Source organism: Streptomyces luomodiensis, assembly GCF_031679605.1.
Taxonomy (GTDB): domain Bacteria; phylum Actinomycetota; class Actinomycetes; order Streptomycetales; family Streptomycetaceae; genus Streptomyces; species Streptomyces luomodiensis.
This window is the reverse complement of sequence record NZ_CP117522.1, coordinates 6,683,898-6,702,419: the sequence shown is the minus strand read 5'-3', so window position 1 is coordinate 6,702,419 and position 18,522 is coordinate 6,683,898. Positions and strand designations below refer to the sequence as shown.

Sequence of the window (18,522 nt, the reverse complement as noted above, 5' to 3'; positions counted from 1 at the left end):
CGTAGCCAAGGTGACAACGTCATCCGAACAGAAGCTGGTCGTCATCACCGGAGCCTCCACGGGCATGGGCGCGGCAGCCGCCCGCGAACTGGCTCGCCGGGGATTCCACGTCCTGGCCGGCGTGCGACGCGACCGTGACGCCGACGCCATCCGGTCGACCGGTATCGAGCCGGTCATCCTCGACATCACCCGGTCCGAGCAGGTGGAGGCGCTCGCCGCGCGGGTCGCCGACGACCCGCGCGCGCCGCACGCGCTCGTCAACAACGCCGGCATCCAGGTGAACGGCCCGGTCGAAGCCCTGCAGATGGCGGAGTGGCGGCGGGTGTTCGAGGTCAACCTGTTCGGCCACATCGCCGTCACCCAGGCGCTCCTGCCCGCGCTGCTGCGCAGCAAGGGCCGCGTGGTCAACATCAGCTCGGTCGGCGGCAAGTTCGCCATGGCCACATACGGCGCGTACGCCGGCTCGAAGTTCGCCCTGGAGGCGGTCAGCGACTCGCTCCGCCGGGAGGTCGCGCCGCTGGGCGTACAGGTGGTCGTCGTCGAGCCCGGCGGTGTCCGCACGGAGATAGCCGCCCGCGGGGTCGCGACGGCGAATGACCTGGCCGCCCGGATGACGCCGGACCAGCAGGCGCGCTACGGCAGCCTGGTGGCGGCGAACAACGCGTTGATGGCCTCGGGTACCGCGTCGGGCCTGACCGCCGACGCCGCCGCCCGGGTCATCGCCAAGGCCGTGACGACCCGCAAACCGCGCACCCGCTACACCGCCGGCCGGGATGCCGCTCTGATCATGCGCCTGGGCCGGTTTCTGCCCGACCGCACGCTCGACCGCCTCCTCGCCACCAACCTGCGCCGCCACCACCCGAAGGGCGTACCGTCAACACCGGTCCCCCACAGGGACGTTCCCGGGGTGACTGACCGAAAAGCATGACCACTGAGGAGAACAAGCGTGAGCAAGGACCGTTTCGCCGGCAAGGTCGTTCTCATCACCGGCGCCGGGTCCGGTATCGGTGCGGCCACGGCGTACCGTTTCGCGGGTGAGGGCGCCACCGTGATCGCGGTCGGGCGGACCGAGGAGAAGCTGCGGAAGACGGCCGCCACCGCGCCCGCCGGTTCGACGGTCGTCGCACGCGTCGCGGACGTCTCCGACGAGGCGGCTGTCACCGCCGTCATCGATGGCGTGGCGGCCGAGTACGGGCGTCTGGACGTGCTGGTCAACAACGCGGCCGTAGCCACCGTCGGCACCGTCGGGGACATCGACACGGCCGGCTGGCGGCGGGTCATGGACATCGTCGCCGACGGCACCTTCTACGCCTCGCGGGCCGCGCTGCCGCATCTCCGGGCCGTCGGCGGCAACATCGTGAACGTCGGCTCGGTCTCCGCGCTCGGCGGGGACTGGGGCCTGGCCGCCTACAACGCGGCGAAGGGCGCGATAGCCAATCTGACCAACGCCATGGCGCTGGACCACGCCGCCGAGGGGGTGCGCGTCAACGCGGTGCACCCGAGCCTCACCGCCACGGAGATGGCCGCGCCCCTCGTGGGCAACGAAACCGCCATGGCCGGGTTCCGCCAGCGCATCCCCATGCAGCGTCCGGCCGAGCCCGAGGAAGTCGCCGCCGTCATCGCCTTCCTGGCCAGCGCTGATGCCCGGTTCGTCAACGGCGTCCACATCCCGGTCGACGGCGGGCTCCGCGCCTCCTCGGGCCAGCCCCGCATGTTCTGATCGGCGTGCGGTGAGGGCGGCCGGGTGCGGAATCCTCTCGTCCGCTCGGGCGTAACGGAGTGATCTCGGCCCCTGGAACCGGAGGTGAACATCCGTTGTAGTGGCCCTATGAAGCACGAGTCGGCAGCGGATGGTCGTACAGGGTTCCGTCGGCGAGGGGGTCTCGGCCTCCTCGCCGCCGTAGTGGTGCTGGGCACCGTCACGGGCGCACGGAACCAGGAGCTGCGACCGCCGATCCCGGACAGCGCCTGCCGGGCGTCGGCGTCGGCCGGCCCGTCCGGACCCGCTGAGCGGATGGACACACCCGCTTTCGACGTCGACGGCGACGGCCACCCCGATCTCGCACTCGAGGTACCGGCCGGCAACGGGGACGTCTACCAGACCGGCCGGATCGCCCTGGTGCGCGGCTCGGCACACGGCCCGCGACCCGAACACCGGACGGTGTTCACCCCCAAGGACTTCCAGCTGCCCGAACACGACGGCATGACCGGCCGCCTGTCCGGCCCGACCGTCGCCGACCTGGACGGCGACGGCCACCTCGACCTCGTCGCGGGCGGCAGCGCCCATGTGCAGTGGGGCGGCCCCCACGGCCCGGACCCCGACCACCGGCCCGCTCGCGTCCGGCTGCCCCGGATCGGCGAGGGCCACCCGGTGGCCATCAGCAAGGGCAACGACGTCTACGAGGACCCGCCGGTGGCCGGGGACTTCGACGGCGACGGCCACACCGATCTGGCCACCTATCGCACCGGTCTGCACAAGCGGCGGCTGGTGGTGCTGCACGGCCCCTTCACGCGCGCCGGAGAGCCCGCGCGGACCAGCGAGCGCGCCGACCCGGACCCGCGGGGAGCCGATGCCGTGACCAACCTCCAGCTGATCCCGGCGGAGATCACCGGCGACCGGGCCACCGACCTGATCGTGTACCGGCCCGGAGAGGCGGACGCCCCCCTTCTCCTCGCCGGCGGCGCCGGCACGGCGACCGGGCTGGCCGAGGAGCCCGAGCGGTTGCCGAAGGGCGAGTCCATCGCCGTCGGCGACTTCGACGGCGACGACCGGGCCGACATCGCCCTCGGCGACAGCGGCATATCCATGGACGAGGAGGAGGAACCGGCCGACCGCAAGGGCAAGGTGACCATCCGTTACGGCAAGGCGCCCGAGGCTCCCGTCGTCATCGAGGGCGGCACCCGCAAGGGCGGCTTCGGCATCGGCCTGGTCGCCGGGGACCTGAACGGCGACGGGTGCGACGAACTCGCCGTGCAACTCGCGGGCGACCGCTGGGGAGAGGAGGGCAGCGTCGACATCCTGCGCGGCGGCTCCTCCCCCGGCCTCGGCTCCCAGCCATGGCGTCACCTGCGCCGCTCCCGCCACGTACCCGACCCCGATCCGGCGGAACCGCAGCACTGGGCGGGCCGGCCGGTGGGCGCGGCCGATATCGACGGCGACGGCCGGGACGAACTCCTCCTGGCCACCTCCTACCAGCCGGACAGCGGCAAGGACTGGTGGTTCATCGACGCCGCGGGACGGGATGTGCTCTCCTTCGACGCCGGGGACCTGGCACGCCGGGGCTCGTCCGCTGATTGACGGTCGACGGCGCCCCCTCGCCCTGGTCCGCGACCCCAAGCGGGAGGAGACCGGCCGTGACATCCGGCCGTGCGGTGGTGGACGGCTCGCGGGGGCGCCGCTGCCCGAGGTCGGCCGGTCGCGCACACGTCTTCCCCCGGGCGCGTGGCAAACGGTTTCATGGACGGCACGCTGATCGACTGCGCTCGCAAGCGCGCGAGGAGGTCCGAGGTTGTCCGCACTCTCCGCCCCCACCGCCCGCCCCCAGCCCCGTCCGTACCACCCGCCGCACGCCTCCCGTTCCCGCTGGTGGTCCCCGCGACTGCGCCGCCGGCTGACCGCCGACGCCGCGCTGCTGGTGGTCGCGGCCGCGTTCCTGCTGCCGCTCGCCTGGCTGGTCCTGGCCTCCGTCGACCGTGACGCCACCCTGCGGGTCTCGGCACCGGGCTCCCCCACGCTGGACAACTTCTCGGCGGTGTGGACGGACGAGATCACCTTCACGCCCATGCTCAACAGCCTGCTCCTGTGCGGCGGTGCCACCTTGCTGACCGTCGCCTGCGCGGCGCTCGCCGCCTATCCCCTCTCCCGCTTCCGCTCCCGGGTGGTGCGCCCGTATCTGCTGACGGTGCTGTTCACCACCTGCCTGCCGATCACCGCGATCATGGTTCCGGTCTACGGGCTCTTCGTCCAGGTGAACCTCATCGACACCATGTCCGGCACCGCGCTCTTCCTCGCCGCCTCCCAACTCCCCTTCGCCATCTGGCTGATGAAGAACTTCATGGACGGCGTGCCGGTGATCCTGGAGGAGGCCGCGTGGACCGATGGCGCCTCCTGGTTCCAGAGCCTGACGCGGGTGATCCTGCCGCTGATGGGCCCCGGCATCACGGTGGTGATGATCTACAGCTTCATCATGATGTGGGGCAACTTCTTCGTCCCCTTCATGCTGCTGCTCTCCCCCGAACAACTCCCGGCGTCCGTCTCGATCTTCACCTTCTTCGGCAACTACGGCCAGGTGGTCTACGGCCAGCTGGCCGCCTTCTCGATCCTCTACTCGACGCCCGTGATCCTGCTCTACGTGCTGATCTCCCGCCGCCTGGGCGGCGGCTTCGCGCTGGGCGGCGCCGTCAAGGGGTGACGGGTTCGTGAGAAAATCCGTTGCCACGGCCTGTGGTGGCAGGTGAGGTGAACGGGGAAGGGGCGCAGGTGGAGTTCCGCATCCGTATCCAGGAGCAGGACGAGCACGACGAGCGCGAGGCGCTGTTGTCGCTGTACCAGTGGCTCTACAAGCACGACGCACTGGAGCGGACGACCGAGGTCTCGCTGTCGGAGGCGCCACCGGAGGAAGGCGCCATGGGCGGCGCCTGGGACGTGGTGAACATCGTGCTCACGCACGCCACCGCGCTGGCCAACCTCGCGCTGGCCCTGGCCACTTGGCGCAGGACCCACCCGTCCGCACCCCCGCTGAACGCCCAGGCGAACGGGACGGCCGTCACCGTGCACACCGACGACCCGGAGGCGGTGCGCCGGCTGCTGGAGGCCCTGAACGGGCCCGAGGCCGGGCCGGAGGACTGAGGGCGTGCACCTGCCAGACCCGGCCACCTCGCGGGCGGTGCTGATCGGCGTCCACGCGTTCGACCACCTCGACGACCTGCCCGCCGTCGAGAACAACGTCCGACGGCTGCACGACGCGCTCACCGACCCGGAGCTGTGGGGGCTGCCCAAGGAGCACTGCCGGGTGATCAGCCAGCCGCACTACGGTCCGGAGGTGGTGGACGCGCTCGCGCAGGCGGCCGACGAGGCGAAGGACACGCTGTTCGTCTACTACTCCGGTCACGGACTGATCGACAAACAGGCGACGGACCCGTCGGACCGGCTCTGTCTGGCGCTTCCGGCCGCCGATCAGGAGGCCCGGCTCCACTGGGCGCTGCGCTACAAGGACGTACGGGAGAAGGTCCAGCGGCCACGGCGGGCCCGGCGCAAGGTGGTCGTGCTCGACTGCTGCTTCAGCGGACAGGCGGCGGTGGCCATGGGCCCGTCCGACCTCCGGGACGAAGCGGAGATCGAGGGCGCGTACGTCCTGGCCTCCTCCGGGGCCGGCGACTGGTCATGGGCCCGCAAGGGCGCGGAGCTGACCGAGTTCACCGGCGAGCTGCTGTCCCTCGTCGAGGACGGTGTGCCGGGCGGGCCGGAGCTGCTCACCGTCGAGGACCTCTACCAGGGGATCCGGCGGGCCGCCGCCCACAAGGGCCTCACCCGACCGCACAAACTCGCCACCGACCAGGCCGATCGCGTCGCCCTCGTACGGAACCGGGCCTGGGTGCCGGAGCTGCCACCGGCCTGCCCCCCGACCGTCGACGCCCCCGCGCCCGCCGTACCACTGACCCGCTACCACCTGGACCGCCTGATCGAGGCCCAGAAGAAGGAGGCGGACAGCTTCCCGTACGAGGACCTCCTGGAGGGGCTGCGCCGCCCCCGCTTCACCGAGGTGTACGTACGCCAGCAGATGGCGGCCCAGGGCCCGGACGCCGAGACTTACGGCGACGGCGAACCGGAGCCGTCCCGGCCCGGCGAGTGGTCCCGGTCGCGGGAGCGCGAGGAGCGGCGGGCCGAGGCCGGCGCCCCCGCCCTGGAGGGCAAGCAGGACCGCCGGGTGTCCCAGACCCTGAAGTCCGTCCTGGAGGCGCCGGACCATCTGCTGATCACCGGCGGCCCCGGTATGGGCAAGTCGTCGCTCATCAGCCAGTTGCCCCGGGACCTGCCGGGGGACGCGGTGCCGATCCGGGTCACGGCCAAGCGCCTGGCCCCGCACGCGCTCAGCCACAAGCCCTGGCAGGAGGCGATCGCCGCCTCGGTCGAGGAGGGCAGGCTCCCCGCCGGGCTGGACCGGCTGCCGGACCGGCCGGTCCCGGGCGGGCAGTGGGTGATCCTCGTCGACGCGCTCGACGAGGTCAACGAGATCGGGGCCCGGGACCGGCTCGTGGACTGGCTCGACGGCATCCTGGGTCCGCCGCGGGACCTGCCGTTCCGGCTGATCCTCACCAGCCGGCCGCCGACTCCGGCCAACCGCCACAAGCTGATCCGCGCGGGCATGGTCCACTACACCCTGGAGCCCTTCACCACGGACGGCCTGGAGCGCTTCGCGGCGGGGTGGTTCCAGGACGCCCCCACCACCGGGCAGGCGGAGCGGTTCCTCGCCCAACTCCGCGAGGGCCACCTCCTGGACGTGGCCAAGGTGCCGCTGCTGGCCACCATCGCCGCGATCGTCTTCGAGAACTCCCCGGACACCCCGCTGCCCAAGCAGCGGTTCGATCTGTACGAACAGTTCCTGACGCATCTGGCGGAGGGGCGCGGCAAGCGGGTGAAGGAGGGCCTGCGGACCCTGCTGGAGGACCTGCCGAACAGTGGACGGCTGGTGGACCAGATCCGGGAGCGGCGATCGGAGCTGGGCAAGCGGCTCGCGGTGGCGGCGTCCCAGGGCGAGACGGACCTGCTGGGCCGTGCCGAGACCTGGATCCGGCAACTCGCCGAGGAACTGGGCGTGGCCATTCCCGTCACTCCCGGGTGGCGCAAGACGCTGTTCGCGCTCGCGGAGTACACCGGTCTGGTCACCCGGGACGGGGACAACGTCCGCTTCTGGCACCTGTCGTTCGCCGAGCATCTGGCGGCGGAGGTCCACGAGGCGGGCCTCCCCGCCACGTTCGACCCGGCGGCGGAGGTCTGGCGCGGATGGCTCGACCGGATCTTCGGCGACTCCGGGCAGGAGGAGGTCGCCCGGCTGGTGCTGGTCCGGCACACCCACCACCACGCGAACAGCACCCTGCTCCCCTGGCTCCAGCAGCGCACGGACCACCACCAGGCGCTGGTGGGTGAGTTGCTGCTGCGCGGAGCCCGAGCCACCGGGCCGGTCCTGGCGACCTTCTGCGCAACGCTCCGGCGGGTCCTGTTCCTCCAGGCGCACGAACGTGACGACTGGCTCACCACGGCGGCGCTCCTCGGTGACCCCGAGGTCTCGGCGACGCTCGCCCAGGTCATGGCGGACGACGCGGCCGCCACCACCGGCCGCGTCGTCGCGGCCCAATTGCTCAGCGAGCGCAGCGGGACCATGGCGGACACGGCCGTGGACTACTTGTGGACGGTCATCGACAACCCCCGCATCCCGGATCCGGACCGGGTGCGCGCGGCAGCCGCGGTCGCCAGGACCCGGCACCCCTCGCGCGACCGGGCGGCCGAGGCACTGCTGACGACGGCCCGTGACGACCGGATCGACCTCACCGAACGCCGCACGGCGGCGGAGGCCCTGGCGAACCTCGGCGGCGACCGTCCGGCCCAGGCGCGGGGCTGCCTGGTCGACCTGATGCGGAACCCCGGTGCCCCCGCCCGCCTTCTCGTGTCGGTCGCGGACACCCTCGCCAAGCTCTCCCCCGTCCCCTCCGCCGACGCCCTGTCGGCCCTGGAAACACTGGCCGAGGACCCGGCGACCTCCGTCGACAACCGGATCGACCTCCTGCGCGTCATCGCCCTGCTGGACCCTGGCCGCAGACCGCGCTCCCTCGATGTACTCGAAGACCTGATGACGTCGGGCAGGGTCGCCGCCGCTTCCCGGGCGAGGGCCGCCCAGACGCTGGCGCAGATCGCACCGGACCGGAGCGAGCCGGCCGTGGACGTGCTGGGGAACCTGGTGCGGAACACCCGCCTGGACCTGGACGACCGGATGGACGCGGCGGAACGGCTCGCCAATCTCGACGCGGCGCATCGGGCCGAGATGGCCGATGAGCTGTACCAGCTGGCACGGTCCCCGCACTGCGACGCGAGCACCGGCATCCGGTCGGCGGTGAAGTCCGCTTCCCTGGAGCCCCGGAAGCGGGACCGCTGCCTGGCCCTGCTCGCCTCCATCGCGGTGGATCCCGCCCACAACTGGGACGAACGGCTTCGCGCGGCCTCGAGCCTGAGCGACTTGGACCCGCAGAACGTCGACCAGGTCATCCCCGTTCTGGAAGAGGCCCTGAGCGCCCCGAGGGTGGAACCCCGCAACCGGGCGAAGGCCGCCGGCCACCTGGGAAAGCTCAGTGACGGCCATCGCGCGCACGTCATCCGCGTGCTGCTCGAACGCATCGGCGCACCGGACACGAAACTGCGGGAGTCCTGGGAACTGGCCAAGACCTTGGCACAGCTCGCTCCGGAACGCATCGAGGAAACGAAGACGATCCTCATCCGGGCGCTGGAGTCCCTGTCCTTCAGCGCGGACGAACGCGTGGAAGCCGCGCGTGCCCTGGTCCGTATCGCACCGCGCGTCCAGGCCCGCGTCGTCGAGACGCTGATGAGCCAGGCGGCCGCGGAACCGGGGGCGTTCTACGCGTGGTTGACGGCTACCGCCGCGGCCGAGATCGACCCGGGACAGCGTGAAGCCGCGGTCCGCATCCTGCGGTCGCGGCTGACCGGGTCGGCCACGCAGCCGAGTGAGTACTACTGGCTCGCCAGAGGGCTGACAGAGCTGGGCGGCGCCCAGGAGCGCACCGAGCTCATCCGCGTCTTCCAGGACCGGGTCACCGACGCGACCGCCACCGGGATACGGCTGGACGCCGCGGACGACCTCGCAAGCATCGATCCCAGGGCGCTGGAGCCCCTGGTGGACGCCCTGGTGGCCATCGCCGCCGACGACTCGTGCCCGGCACAGTACCGCGTCCAGGCGGCCGCCCGGATCGGCAGGATCGGCCGGGCCCATCACGCGGCGGCCCGGACGCTCCTGGAAGCCATCGCCACCGATGAGCTCTGCGACCCGGCACACCGGGAGAAGGCCCAGGAGGAGCTTCAGAACCTGCACGACGTCCCGCCGCCCCTCCCCGCGGCCTGACCGTCCTCAGCCACCCGGCAAGGCCGGCGCGGCGTTGTAACCCCGCGGCGCGGCGCCGTGACCCCGCGGCGGGGCGGGCTACTCCGTCCGCCCCTTCGCCCCCGAGTCCACCGGGTCGAAGCGGAAGACCTGCCCCGGGGCGCCGGACCGGCACGGCAGCTGGACCACATGGGCCCAGCGCCGGGTCGTGCCGTCGGGCAGCCCCAGACACAGATCGGTGTGCGCGGGCCGCAGCCGGAACCCCTCGGCGGGCCGGTCGACGGCTTCCAGCCGGAACTCCTCGGCCGCTCCCCGGCTCTCGCAGTAGTCGTCGCCCAGCCAGGCGCCCTCGGCCTTGCTCTGGCCCATGATTCCGGAGCAGCCCGGACCTTCCGAGGGGTGCAGGGTGGCGATCCGCCACAGCCCGTCGTCCAGGCGCTCGAGGGAGAAGGCGGGGAAGACCTCCGCGCACGGCGCCTGGTAGACCCAGGCGATGCTCTTCTTGTCGACCGCCGGACGTTCGGACAGGCACAGCGAGGAGTGGACGGCCCGGATGCGGTACTTCCCCGGCTCGGGCTCGGGCGCCGGGCTGCCGGAGGAGGCCGCCACGGAACCGCTCGCGTCCGACCGGTCGTCCCCGTCGTCGTGCGTCCGCCACGCGAGCACGGCCGCCGCGGCGACGACCACCGTCAGTCCGAGCGCCGCCCCCAGCATCGGCAGCCGGGAGCGCCGGGGGCCCGGCTCGGCCGGTGGGTCCGCCTCGGCTGCCTCGGCCGATGAGGAGGACGGGCCCGGCTCCCCCTCCTCGGACGGGGTGGCGGTCGCGGGGTCCAAGGCACCGTCCGGCTCCGTGGCGCGGGTCGCGAGGTCCTTGCGGACGGCCAGCCAGACGGTGAGCTCCGCGGGCCCCACACCACAGGCCCGTACGAAGACCGCGACCAACTCCTCGCGGGGCAGCGTGGCGCGCCCGAGCATATTGGCGACCGTGCTGCGGGGCAGCACCTCGCCGAGCGCGTCGGCGCGTGCGGCCAGCTCCCGGTAGGTCAGCCGCGACCAGTCCTTGAGCGTCTGTAACTCGGCGATGAACTCGCGGGCGTTCCGCGCCCGCCGTGGATCCGGAGCCCTGTCGGCATCGGCCATCTGTGCTGCTTCCCCCGCCTCTGTGTTTCCGCCCCTGTGTTTCCGCGTCTGTGTCCCAGCCCTGTCCGGGACTGTCGCGGAGCCTGTCCCGGACAGGGGACAGCCTTGTTCACTCCGGCTTCTCGTTCAAGAGTGGAGCTCGCCAACAGCACGAACGGCCGCCGCGGTCTTGATCTTCCACGGGGGGATGATCAAGACCGCGGCGGCCGGACACGAAGCGGAAGGGGCCGGGGAGGTGGCGGATCAGGAGATCAGAAGACCGACTCGGCCTCGTCCATGCGGTGGACCGGAACGGTCTTGAGCTCGGTGACCGCCTCGGCGAGCGGCACCATCGTGATGTCCGTGCCGCGCAGCGCGGTCATCATGCCGAAGTCGCCGCGGTGCGCCGCCTCCACGGCGTGCCAGCCGAAGCGGGTGGCCAGCACGCGGTCGTACGCGGTGGGCGTGCCGCCACGCTGCACATGGCCCAGGATGACCGGGCGGGCCTCCTTGCCCAGCCGCCGCTCCAGCTCGGCCGCGAGACGGTTGCCGATGCCGGTGAACCGCTCATGGCCGTACTGGTCGATCTCGCCCTTCTGGTACTCCATGGAGCCCTCGGCGGGGTGCGCGCCCTCGGCGACGCAGATGACCGCGAACTTCTTGCCGCGGGCGAAGCGCTCCTCGACCATCTTCACCAGCCCGTCGATCTCGAAGGGCCGCTCCGGCAGGCAGATGCCGTGGGCGCCGCCCGCCATCCCGGACTCCAGGGCGATCCAGCCCGCGTGACGCCCCATGACCTCGACGACCATGACCCGCTGATGCGATTCGGCGGTGGTCTTCAGCCGGTCCATCGCCTCGGTGGCGACGCCGACGGCGGTGTCGAAGCCGAAGGTGCGGTCGGTGGAGGAGATGTCGTTGTCGATCGTCTTCGGGACGCCGACGATCGGCAGCCCCGCGTCGGACAGCATCCGTGCGGCGGTGAGGGTGCCCTCGCCACCGATCGGGATCAGCACGTCTATCCCGTAGTCGCGGGCGTGGTCCTTCGAGGTCTCACAGGCCTCGCGCAGCCGGGCGCGCTCCAGCCGGGAGGAACCGAGGATGGTGCCGCCGCGGGCGAGGATGCCGCTGACGGCGTCGAGGTCGAGCTTGCGGTGCCGGCCGTCCAGGAGCCCCTTGAAGCCGTCCTCGAACCCGATCACCTCGTCTCCGTGGCCGACGACCGCGCGGTGGACCACCGACCGGATCACAGCGTTGAGGCCGGGGCAGTCGCCGCCTGCGGTGAGAACTCCGATGCGCATCGTGCTGTGTCTCCTGCTCCCTACGGGTAGATGTGAGCCAGTCCGATTGTTTCATGGGCGGGGTGGTGCTGTATCCCCCAAGATGACGAGCGCCTTAATCACGACCACAGGTATTGTCAAGAGGACTGGGCCGTTCATTGTGGCCAATGTGTGTCCGATAGGCGCACTGAAGGAAAACACCGAGGAACGCCAGAGGAACGGAGAGCACGCGTGACGCGCAGCGTGTACGTGACCGGGGTCGAGCGTGGCGACGGACGCCAGGTCGTCGAGCTGGGAGTCATGGAGCTCCTGACCCGCCATGTCGACCGGGTCGGCGTCTTCCGCCCCCTGGTGCACGACGCCCCCGACCGCCTCTTCGACCTGCTGCGGGCACGCTACCGGCTCAGCCAGTCTCCGGAGTCCGCTTCCGGCATGACGTACCAGGAAGCCGCCACGCTCCAGGCCGAGCGCGGCACCGACGAGCTGGTCTCGCAGCTGGTCGGCCGGTTCCACGAGGTCGCCGACGCGTTCGACTACGTACTGGTGCTGGGCAGCGACTACGCGGCCACCAGCCTCCCCGACGAGCTGGGGCTGAACGCACGGCTCGCCAACGAGTTCGGCGCCTCGGTGATCACGGTCGTCGGTGGTCAGGACCAGAGCGCCGAGTCGGTCGGCGCCGAGGCGCACAACGCCTGCCGCGCCTACCAGGCGCGGGGCTGCGACGTCGTCGCCGTAGTGGTCAACCGGGTGGCGCCCGAGGACCGCGGGGCCATCGCCGAGCGGCTGGCCGGCCGGCTCCCGGTGCCCAGCTATGTGCTGCCCGAGGACGGTGCGCTGTCGGCGCCCACCGTCTCCCAGATCGTCCGTACCCTGGGCGCCGAGGTGCTGCTCGGCGATCAGACCGGACTCTCCCGGGACGTCCGGGACTTCGTCTTCGGCGGCGCGATGCTGCCGAGCTTCCTGCCCGCGCTGACCGAGGGCTGCCTGGTAGTGACGCCCGGGGACCGCGCGGACCTGATCGTCGGCTCGCTCGCCGCGCACAGCGCGGGCGCCCCGCCGATCGCCGGGGTGCTGCTCACCCTGGACGAGCGGCCCGGCCCCGACATCCTGGCGCTGGCCTCCCGGCTGGCCCCGGGGACCCCGGTGGCGTCGGTGGCGGGCGGGTCCTTCCCGACCGCGGCCGAGCTGTTCGCCATCGAGGGCAAGCTCACCGCGAGCTCGCCGCGCAAGGCGGAGACCGCGCTGGGCCTCTTCGAGCGGCATGTGGACACCGCCGCGCTGACCGAGCGCATCGCGGTGGGCCGCTCCAGCCGGGTCACCCCGATGATGTTCGAGCGCGAGCTGATCGAGCGGTCCCGGGCGGGCCGCCGCCGGGTGGTGCTGCCCGAGGGCACCGAGGAGCGGGTGCTGCGCGCCGCCGACGTACTGCTGCGCCGCGATGTGTGCGATCTCACACTGCTGGGCGAGGAGGAGGCGATCCGCAAGCGCGCCGCCGAACTCGGCATCCAGCTCGCCGAGGCGCGGATCGTCGACCCCCAGACCTCGCCGCTGCGGGAGCGCTTCGCCGAGAGTTACGCCAAGCTCCGCGCCCACAAGGGCGTCTCCTACGAGCTGGCCCACGACGTGGTGGCCGACGTCTCCTACTTCGGCACCCTGATGGTCCAGGAGGGCCTGGCCGACGGCATGGTCTCGGGCGCGGTGCACTCCACCGCCGCCACCATCCGGCCCGCCTTCGAGATCATCAAGACCGCCCCGGGCGCCCAGATCGTCTCCTCGGTCTTCTTCATGTGCCTGGCCGACCGGGTGCTGGTGTACGGCGACTGCGCGGTCAACCCCGACCCGGACGCCGAGCAGCTCGCGGACATCGCCATCCAGTCGGCGACCACCGCCGCCCAGTTCGGGGTGGAGCCGAGGATCGCGATGCTGTCGTACTCCACCGGCACCTCGGGCTCCGGCGCGGATGTGGACAAGGTCCGCAAGGCGACCGAGCTGGTCCGCGAGCGCCGCCCCGATCTGCTGGTCGAGGGCCCGATCCAGTACGACGCGGCGGTGGACGCCGCGGTCGCGGCGACCAAGCTGCCCGGCTCCGAGGTGGCGGGCAAGGCCACGGTGCTGATCTTCCCGGACCTGAACACCGGCAACAACACCTACAAGGCCGTGCAGCGCTCGGCGGGCGCCGTCGCGGTCGGCCCGGTGCTCCAGGGTCTGCGCAAGCCGGTGAACGACCTGTCCCGCGGGGCACTCGTCCAGGACATCGTCAACACCGTCTCGATCACCGCAGTCCAGGCCCAGTCCCCGACACAGAAGGCGCAGTCCGCGTGAACGGCACCCGAGTCCTCGTCCTCAACTCCGGCTCCTCGTCCGTGAAGTACCAGCTGCTGGACATGGCCGACGGCTCCCGGCCGGCCTCCGGCATCGTGGAGCGGATCGGCGAGGGCCCCGTCACCGACCACGCGGCGGCCCTCAAGCAGGTCGCCGACGAGCTGGCCGCACAGGGCCTCGGCCTGGACTCGCCCGAGCTGGCGGCGGTCGGCCACCGGGTGGTGCACGGCGGCACCCGGTTCACCGAGCCCACCCTGATCACCGACGAGGTGGTCGAGGAGATCGAGAAGCTGATCCCGCTGGCCCCGCTGCACAACCCGGCCAACGTCACCGGGATCAAGGTGGCCCGCTCGCTGCGTCCGGACCTGCCGCAGGTGGCGGTCTTCGACACGGCGTTCCACTCGACGATCCCGGAGGCGGCGGCACGTTACGCGATCGACGTGGCGACCGCCGACCGCTGGGGGGTGCGGCGCTACGGCTTCCACGGCACCTCGCACGCGTACGTCTCCCGGGCCACCGCCGCGCTGCTGGGCAAGGAGCCCGCGGAGGTCAACACGATCGTGCTGCACCTGGGCAACGGGGCCAGCGCCTCGGCGGTGCGCGGCGGCACCTGCGTGGAGACCTCGATGGGGCTGACCCCGTTGGAGGGGCTGGTGATGGGCACCCGTTCGGGAGACATCGACCCCGCGGCGATCTTCCATCTGTCCCGGGTGGGCGGTCTGTCGACCGATGAGATCGACACGCTGCTCAACAAGCGCAGCGGACTGGCCGGGCTGTGCGGGGACAACGACATGCGCGAGATCGGCCGCCGGATGGGCGAGGGCGATCCGGCCGCGCAGCTCGCCTTCGACATCTACATCCACCGACTGCGCAAGTATGTGGGCGCGTACACCGCGGTGCTCGGCCGGGTGGACGCCATCGCGTTCACCGCCGGCGTGGGGGAGAACTCCGCGGCGGTACGGGAGGCGGCGCTGCGCGGCCTCACCGCGTTCGGCATCGAGGTGGACACCGTCCGCAACGCGCTGCGGTCCGGCGCGGCGCGGCTGATCTCCACGGGGAGCAGCCGGGTCGCGGTGGCCGTGGTGCCCACCGATGAGGAGCTGGAGATCGCCAGCCAGACGTTCGACCTGGTCAGCGCCTGATGTCCGGGGACAGCTCCCATCTGCCCGAGCCTAGAAAATTCCGCTCCGAAACAAACCGATAGGATCTGCCTCATGCGCCGTTCCAAAATCGTCTGCACTCTGGGCCCTGCCGTCGACTCCTACGACCAGCTGAAGTCCCTCATCGAGGCCGGGATGAACGTGGCCCGGTTCAACATGAGCCACGGAAGCCACCCGGAGCACGAGGAGCGGTACCACCGCGTCCGCAAGGCATCGGAGGAGACCGGCCACGCGGTCGGCGTGCTCGCCGACCTCCAGGGCCCCAAGATCCGCCTGGAGACCTTCAAGGACGGTCCGGTGGAGCTGGTCCGCGGCGATGAGTTCATCATCACCACCGAGGACGTGGAGGGCGACCGGACCATCTGCGGCACCACCTACAAGGGGCTGCCGGGCGATGTGTCCAAGGGCGACCAGGTCCTGATCAACGACGGCAACGTCGAGCTGCGGGTCACCGCGGTCGAGGGTGCCCGGGTGCGGACCATCGTCATCGAGGGCGGGGTGATCTCCGACCACAAGGGGATCAACCTGCCGGGTGCGGCGGTCAATGTGCCCGCGCTGTCCGAGAAGGACATCGAGGACCTGCGGTTCGCCCTGCGGATGGGCTGCGACATGGTCGCCCTGTCCTTCGTCCGGGACGCGGCCGACGTCCGGGACGTGCACCGCGTCATGGACGAGGTGGGCCGCCGGGTGCCGGTGATCGCCAAGGTGGAGAAGCCGCAGGCGGTCGCCAACATGGCGGAGGTCGTCGCGGCCTTCGACGGGGTGATGGTGGCCCGTGGTGACCTCGCGGTGGAGTACCCGCTGGAGAAGGTCCCGATGGTGCAGAAGCGGCTGATCGAGCTCTGCCGCCGCAACGCCAAGCCGGTGATCGTCGCGACCCAGATGATGGAGTCGATGATCACCAACTCCCGGCCGACCCGCGCCGAGGCGTCCGACGTCGCCAACGCGATCCTGGACGGCGCCGACGCGGTGATGCTCTCCGCCGAGTCCTCGGTCGGCTCCTACCCGATCGAGACGGTCAAGACGATGTCCCGGATCGTCCAGGCCGCCGAGCAGGAGCTGCTCTCGCGCGGTCTCCAGCCGCTGGTGCCCGGCAAGAAGCCGCGCACCCAGGGCGGTTCGGTGGCCCGCGCGGCCGCCGAGATCGCCGACTTCCTGGGCGCCAAGTCGCTGGTGGCCTTCACCAAGTCCGGTGACACCGCCCGCCGGCTCTCCCGCTACCGCGCCCAGCAGCCGATCCTGGCCTTCACCACGGATGTGGCCACCCGCAACCAGCTCACCCTGAGCTGGGGCGTGGAGTCCTTCGTGGTGCCGTATGTCGAGCACACCGACGCGATGGTCGACCTGGTGGACGCCGAGCTGTCGAAGCTGGGCCGCTACAACGAGGGCGACACCATGATCATCACTGCTGGTTCGCCCCCTGGTGTCCCCGGCACCACCAACATGGTCCGGGTCCACCACCTGGGCGGCGCGAGCGCGTAACCCCCGCTCGCCGCGACCCTTCGCCGAACGCGACCGTGGGCACCGTCTCCGACTGGAGGCGGTGCCCACGGGCGTTTCCCTCCCGGAGGAGGGATGTGCGGCTCCCGAACGGGTCCTGGTGTCCCGGGATCACTCCCCGGTCTTGAACAGATGCATACCCGGTACGGTCAGATCGCCACCGAACTGACCGGCCTGCTTGACCGTGACACCGGTGAAGAACACCTCCGGGATGTTCACCGGCGGCGGGCTCTTGGGGCTGAAGGTGATCGGGATGAGCCCCAGCAGGTTGCCCGACAGCTCCTCGGTGTACATGGTCACCGTGCCGTTGCGAATGGTCGAGGTCGACCCCTCGCGCGCCTGCACATGGGTCGTGGTCCCGGCCGGGCCCACCACCAGCTGGTGCAGATCCTTGATGTCCACGCCCGAGGCGGTGAACTTCAGGACCTTCTTGATCTGGCCGCCCTGTGTCCTGACCTCCACGATGCCCTTGTAGTCCAGGCCGTGCAGGGTCAGCAGGGTGCTCTTGAGCGTCCAGGGGTCCTCGGGCAGCAGGTTCGCGGTCGGCTCGCTCTCGGCGTTCTCGTACGCGTCGGCGTCGAACTCCGGGCAGGGGAACGGCTCCTTGCCGTCGTCGGCGCCCTTGGAGGCGGACGAGGACGGCGTGGGAAGCGCCTCGTCGGTCTTGTCCTTGGCGTCCTCGACGGTCTTGCCCGCCTTGTCGACGGTGTCCTCGACGCCCTTGCCCACCTTGTCCACCGTGTCCTTGACCGGATCGGTGGACTTATCGGAGGACGAGGACTTCGCCGGGTCCGGGGACGGCGAGGAGCTGGGCTCGGCGCTCGACGAGGGGCTCGGCGAGGCGCTCGGCTCGGCCGACGCGTCCTTCTCATCGGGGGTGAGGATGTCGTGGAGCGCGTCCCCGAGGCCCAGCGGGTCCAGGGGGTTCTTCGACTTGGAGGGGCTCGGCGAGGCCGAGGGCTCCTCCGTCTCCCGGGACGCGGACGGCGTGGGAGTGGCCTCGTCGTCCGACGACCCGGCCGACGCGTCCTTCGAACCCTCGGTGCCCTTGGAGTCCCCGGCGTCCTTGCTGTCCTTGGAGTCCTTGGCGCTCTCGTCGTCCTTGGTGCCCTTGCTGCCCTTGGCGTCCTTCGCGTCCTGGTCTTCGCTCCGCGAATCCGGGGCGTCCTTGCCGCTCTTGGCGTCCTTCTTGTCCGTCTCGTCCGGCTGGGACACACACGGTCCGGCCTTGTACCGGTCCTCCGGCCTGGGGTTGGCCGAGGCGAGCTGCGGAGTGAGTCCCATTCCCATCAGCACGGCCGTGGGCATGGCGGCCAGCGCTATGGCCTTGCCCGCGGGCACCTGAAGACGGGTGAGCACCGACTTCTTCGGCGCCGCGTGCCGCGGGCCCGTTCTGACCCGGCGAGGGCTGGAGCCCTCCGACTGCTCGGGTCGGTCTTCACCCCGCACGGTGCCTCCCATTTTTGGCTTCCTGGTCCGGTGCGGACCCGGCCCCGGCCGGTTCCGGCACACTTCCACCGTCACCGTCCTCCGGCGCGGCTCCCGGCTTCTCGGCCGGCTGCTGCGAGGGGGTCTCACCGGGCGCCCAGGCGATGCTCATGCCGCCACCGAACAGCGCGAGCAGGAATCCCATGAGGAAGCCGCCGAAGTTCGAGACGGGGAGCGATACCAGACCGAGCAGAATCGTGGCGACTCCGGCGAACACCCGCACCATCGGCTGGAACCACATGGTCAGGCCCAGGACCACCAACAGCACGCCGATGATCAGCGAGGCCGATCCGGCGGTGGTGGACATGTTGATGGTGAAACCACCCGCGTTGAGGTCGTTGTACGGGAAGTACATGATCGGCAACCCCGCCAGCAGGCTCAACAGTCCCGCCCAGAACGGGCGCTGCCAGCGCCACGCCCTGAAGGATCCCCGCCAGCGGCTGATACGGTCACGCGCCCCCGGCGACTCGGCACTCATCGAAAACAGCTCCCTGGGGCTGGCGATCGGTGTGATCGCAGATGTTCTACAGCGGTACTAAGCGTGGCGCA

General features: G+C 71.3%; 13 protein-coding genes. 9 read left to right on the top strand and 4 right to left on the bottom strand.

Features of this window, described 5'->3' with window-relative positions; all coding sequences use genetic code 11:
- Window positions 1-10 precede the first annotated feature (10 nt).
- The 6 genes from PS467_RS28330 (at window position 11) to PS467_RS28305 (ending at window position 9,128) form a co-directional block, all read left to right on the top strand.
- Window positions 11-928, top strand: coding sequence for an SDR family NAD(P)-dependent oxidoreductase (locus tag PS467_RS28330; protein ID WP_311037600.1), 918 nt, complete (start codon window positions 11-13; stop codon window positions 926-928).
- An 18-nt stretch (window positions 929-946) separates the two neighbouring features.
- Window positions 947-1,720, top strand: coding sequence for a meso-2,3-butanediol dehydrogenase (budC, locus tag PS467_RS28325; protein ID WP_311037599.1), 774 nt, complete (start codon window positions 947-949; stop codon window positions 1,718-1,720).
- 294 nt (window positions 1,721-2,014) lie between these two features.
- Window positions 2,015-3,298: an FG-GAP repeat domain-containing protein gene (locus PS467_RS28320; protein ID WP_311037598.1), complete on the top strand. Its 1,284-nt coding sequence runs from the start codon at window positions 2,015-2,017 to the stop codon at window positions 3,296-3,298.
- 211 nt (window positions 3,299-3,509) lie between these two features.
- The gene (locus tag PS467_RS28315; RefSeq protein WP_432280642.1) at window positions 3,510-4,412 is read left to right on the top strand and encodes a carbohydrate ABC transporter permease; all 903 of its coding nucleotides are present in this window, start codon (window positions 3,510-3,512) and stop codon (window positions 4,410-4,412) included.
- A 68-nt stretch (window positions 4,413-4,480) separates the two neighbouring features.
- Window positions 4,481-4,849 carry an effector-associated constant component EACC1 gene (locus PS467_RS28310; protein ID WP_311037597.1) on the top strand — a complete coding sequence of 123 codons (369 nt, stop codon included), beginning with the start codon at window positions 4,481-4,483 and terminating at the stop codon, window positions 4,847-4,849.
- Between the two features lie 4 nt (window positions 4,850-4,853).
- Entirely contained in the window at window positions 4,854-9,128 is a 4,275-nt protein-coding gene (locus PS467_RS28305) for a caspase, EACC1-associated type (RefSeq protein ID WP_311037596.1), read from the top strand.
- Between the two features lie 78 nt (window positions 9,129-9,206).
- Here PS467_RS28305 and PS467_RS28300 read toward each other — a convergent pair whose 3' ends face one another.
- Together PS467_RS28300 and PS467_RS28295 are read right to left on the bottom strand one after the other, a co-directional pair.
- Window positions 9,207-10,247, bottom strand: a complete 1,041-nt coding sequence (locus PS467_RS28300; RefSeq protein WP_311037595.1) for a helix-turn-helix domain-containing protein — start codon at window positions 10,245-10,247, stop codon at window positions 9,207-9,209.
- 251 nt (window positions 10,248-10,498) lie between these two features.
- On the bottom strand, window positions 10,499-11,524 hold the full coding sequence (locus PS467_RS28295) for an ATP-dependent 6-phosphofructokinase (RefSeq protein ID WP_268974488.1): 1,026 nt from the start codon (window positions 11,522-11,524) through the stop codon (window positions 10,499-10,501).
- A 210-nt stretch (window positions 11,525-11,734) separates the two neighbouring features.
- Between PS467_RS28295 and pta the strand changes: the two genes are divergently transcribed.
- From pta to pyk, 3 genes are all read left to right on the top strand, one after another.
- Window positions 11,735-13,825: a phosphate acetyltransferase gene (pta, locus tag PS467_RS28290; protein WP_311037594.1), complete on the top strand. Its 2,091-nt coding sequence runs from the start codon at window positions 11,735-11,737 to the stop codon at window positions 13,823-13,825.
- Window positions 13,822-14,967 carry an acetate kinase gene (locus PS467_RS28285; RefSeq protein ID WP_268974486.1) on the top strand — a complete coding sequence of 382 codons (1,146 nt, stop codon included), beginning with the start codon at window positions 13,822-13,824 and terminating at the stop codon, window positions 14,965-14,967. Before pta ends, PS467_RS28285 begins: the two co-directional genes overlap by 4 nt.
- A gap of 72 nt (window positions 14,968-15,039) precedes the next feature.
- A complete protein-coding gene (gene pyk / locus PS467_RS28280; protein WP_268974485.1) occupies window positions 15,040-16,467 on the top strand; it encodes a pyruvate kinase in 1,428 nt (475 codons plus the stop codon).
- 129 nt (window positions 16,468-16,596) lie between these two features.
- On the opposite strand, the gene PS467_RS28275 is transcribed toward pyk, so the two are convergent.
- Window positions 16,597-17,946: a hydrogenase expression protein HypF gene (locus tag PS467_RS28275; protein ID WP_311037593.1), complete on the bottom strand. Its 1,350-nt coding sequence runs from the start codon at window positions 17,944-17,946 to the stop codon at window positions 16,597-16,599.
- On the bottom strand, window positions 17,924-18,451 hold the full coding sequence (locus PS467_RS28270; protein ID WP_268974483.1) for a DUF6114 domain-containing protein: 528 nt from the start codon (window positions 18,449-18,451) through the stop codon (window positions 17,924-17,926). Before PS467_RS28270 ends, PS467_RS28275 begins: the two co-directional genes overlap by 23 nt.
- Window positions 18,452-18,522 lie beyond the last annotated feature (71 nt).

Bases quoted from the DNA above. Each gene is read 5' to 3' on its own strand.
- PS467_RS28320 (WP_311037598.1), top strand. From the start codon at position 2,015: ATGGACACACCCGCTTTCGACGTCGACGGCGACGGCCACCCCGATCTC.
- PS467_RS28300 (WP_311037595.1), bottom strand. From the start codon at position 10,247: ATGGCCGATGCCGACAGGGCTCCGGATCCACGGCGGGCGCGGAACGCC.
- PS467_RS28295 (WP_268974488.1), bottom strand. From the start codon at position 11,524: ATGCGCATCGGAGTTCTCACCGCAGGCGGCGACTGCCCCGGCCTCAAC.
- pyk (WP_268974485.1), top strand. From the start codon at position 15,040: ATGCGCCGTTCCAAAATCGTCTGCACTCTGGGCCCTGCCGTCGACTCC.
- PS467_RS28275 (WP_311037593.1), bottom strand. From the start codon at position 17,946: ATGGGAGGCACCGTGCGGGGTGAAGACCGACCCGAGCAGTCGGAGGGC.
- PS467_RS28270 (WP_268974483.1), bottom strand. From the start codon at position 18,451: ATGAGTGCCGAGTCGCCGGGGGCGCGTGACCGTATCAGCCGCTGGCGG.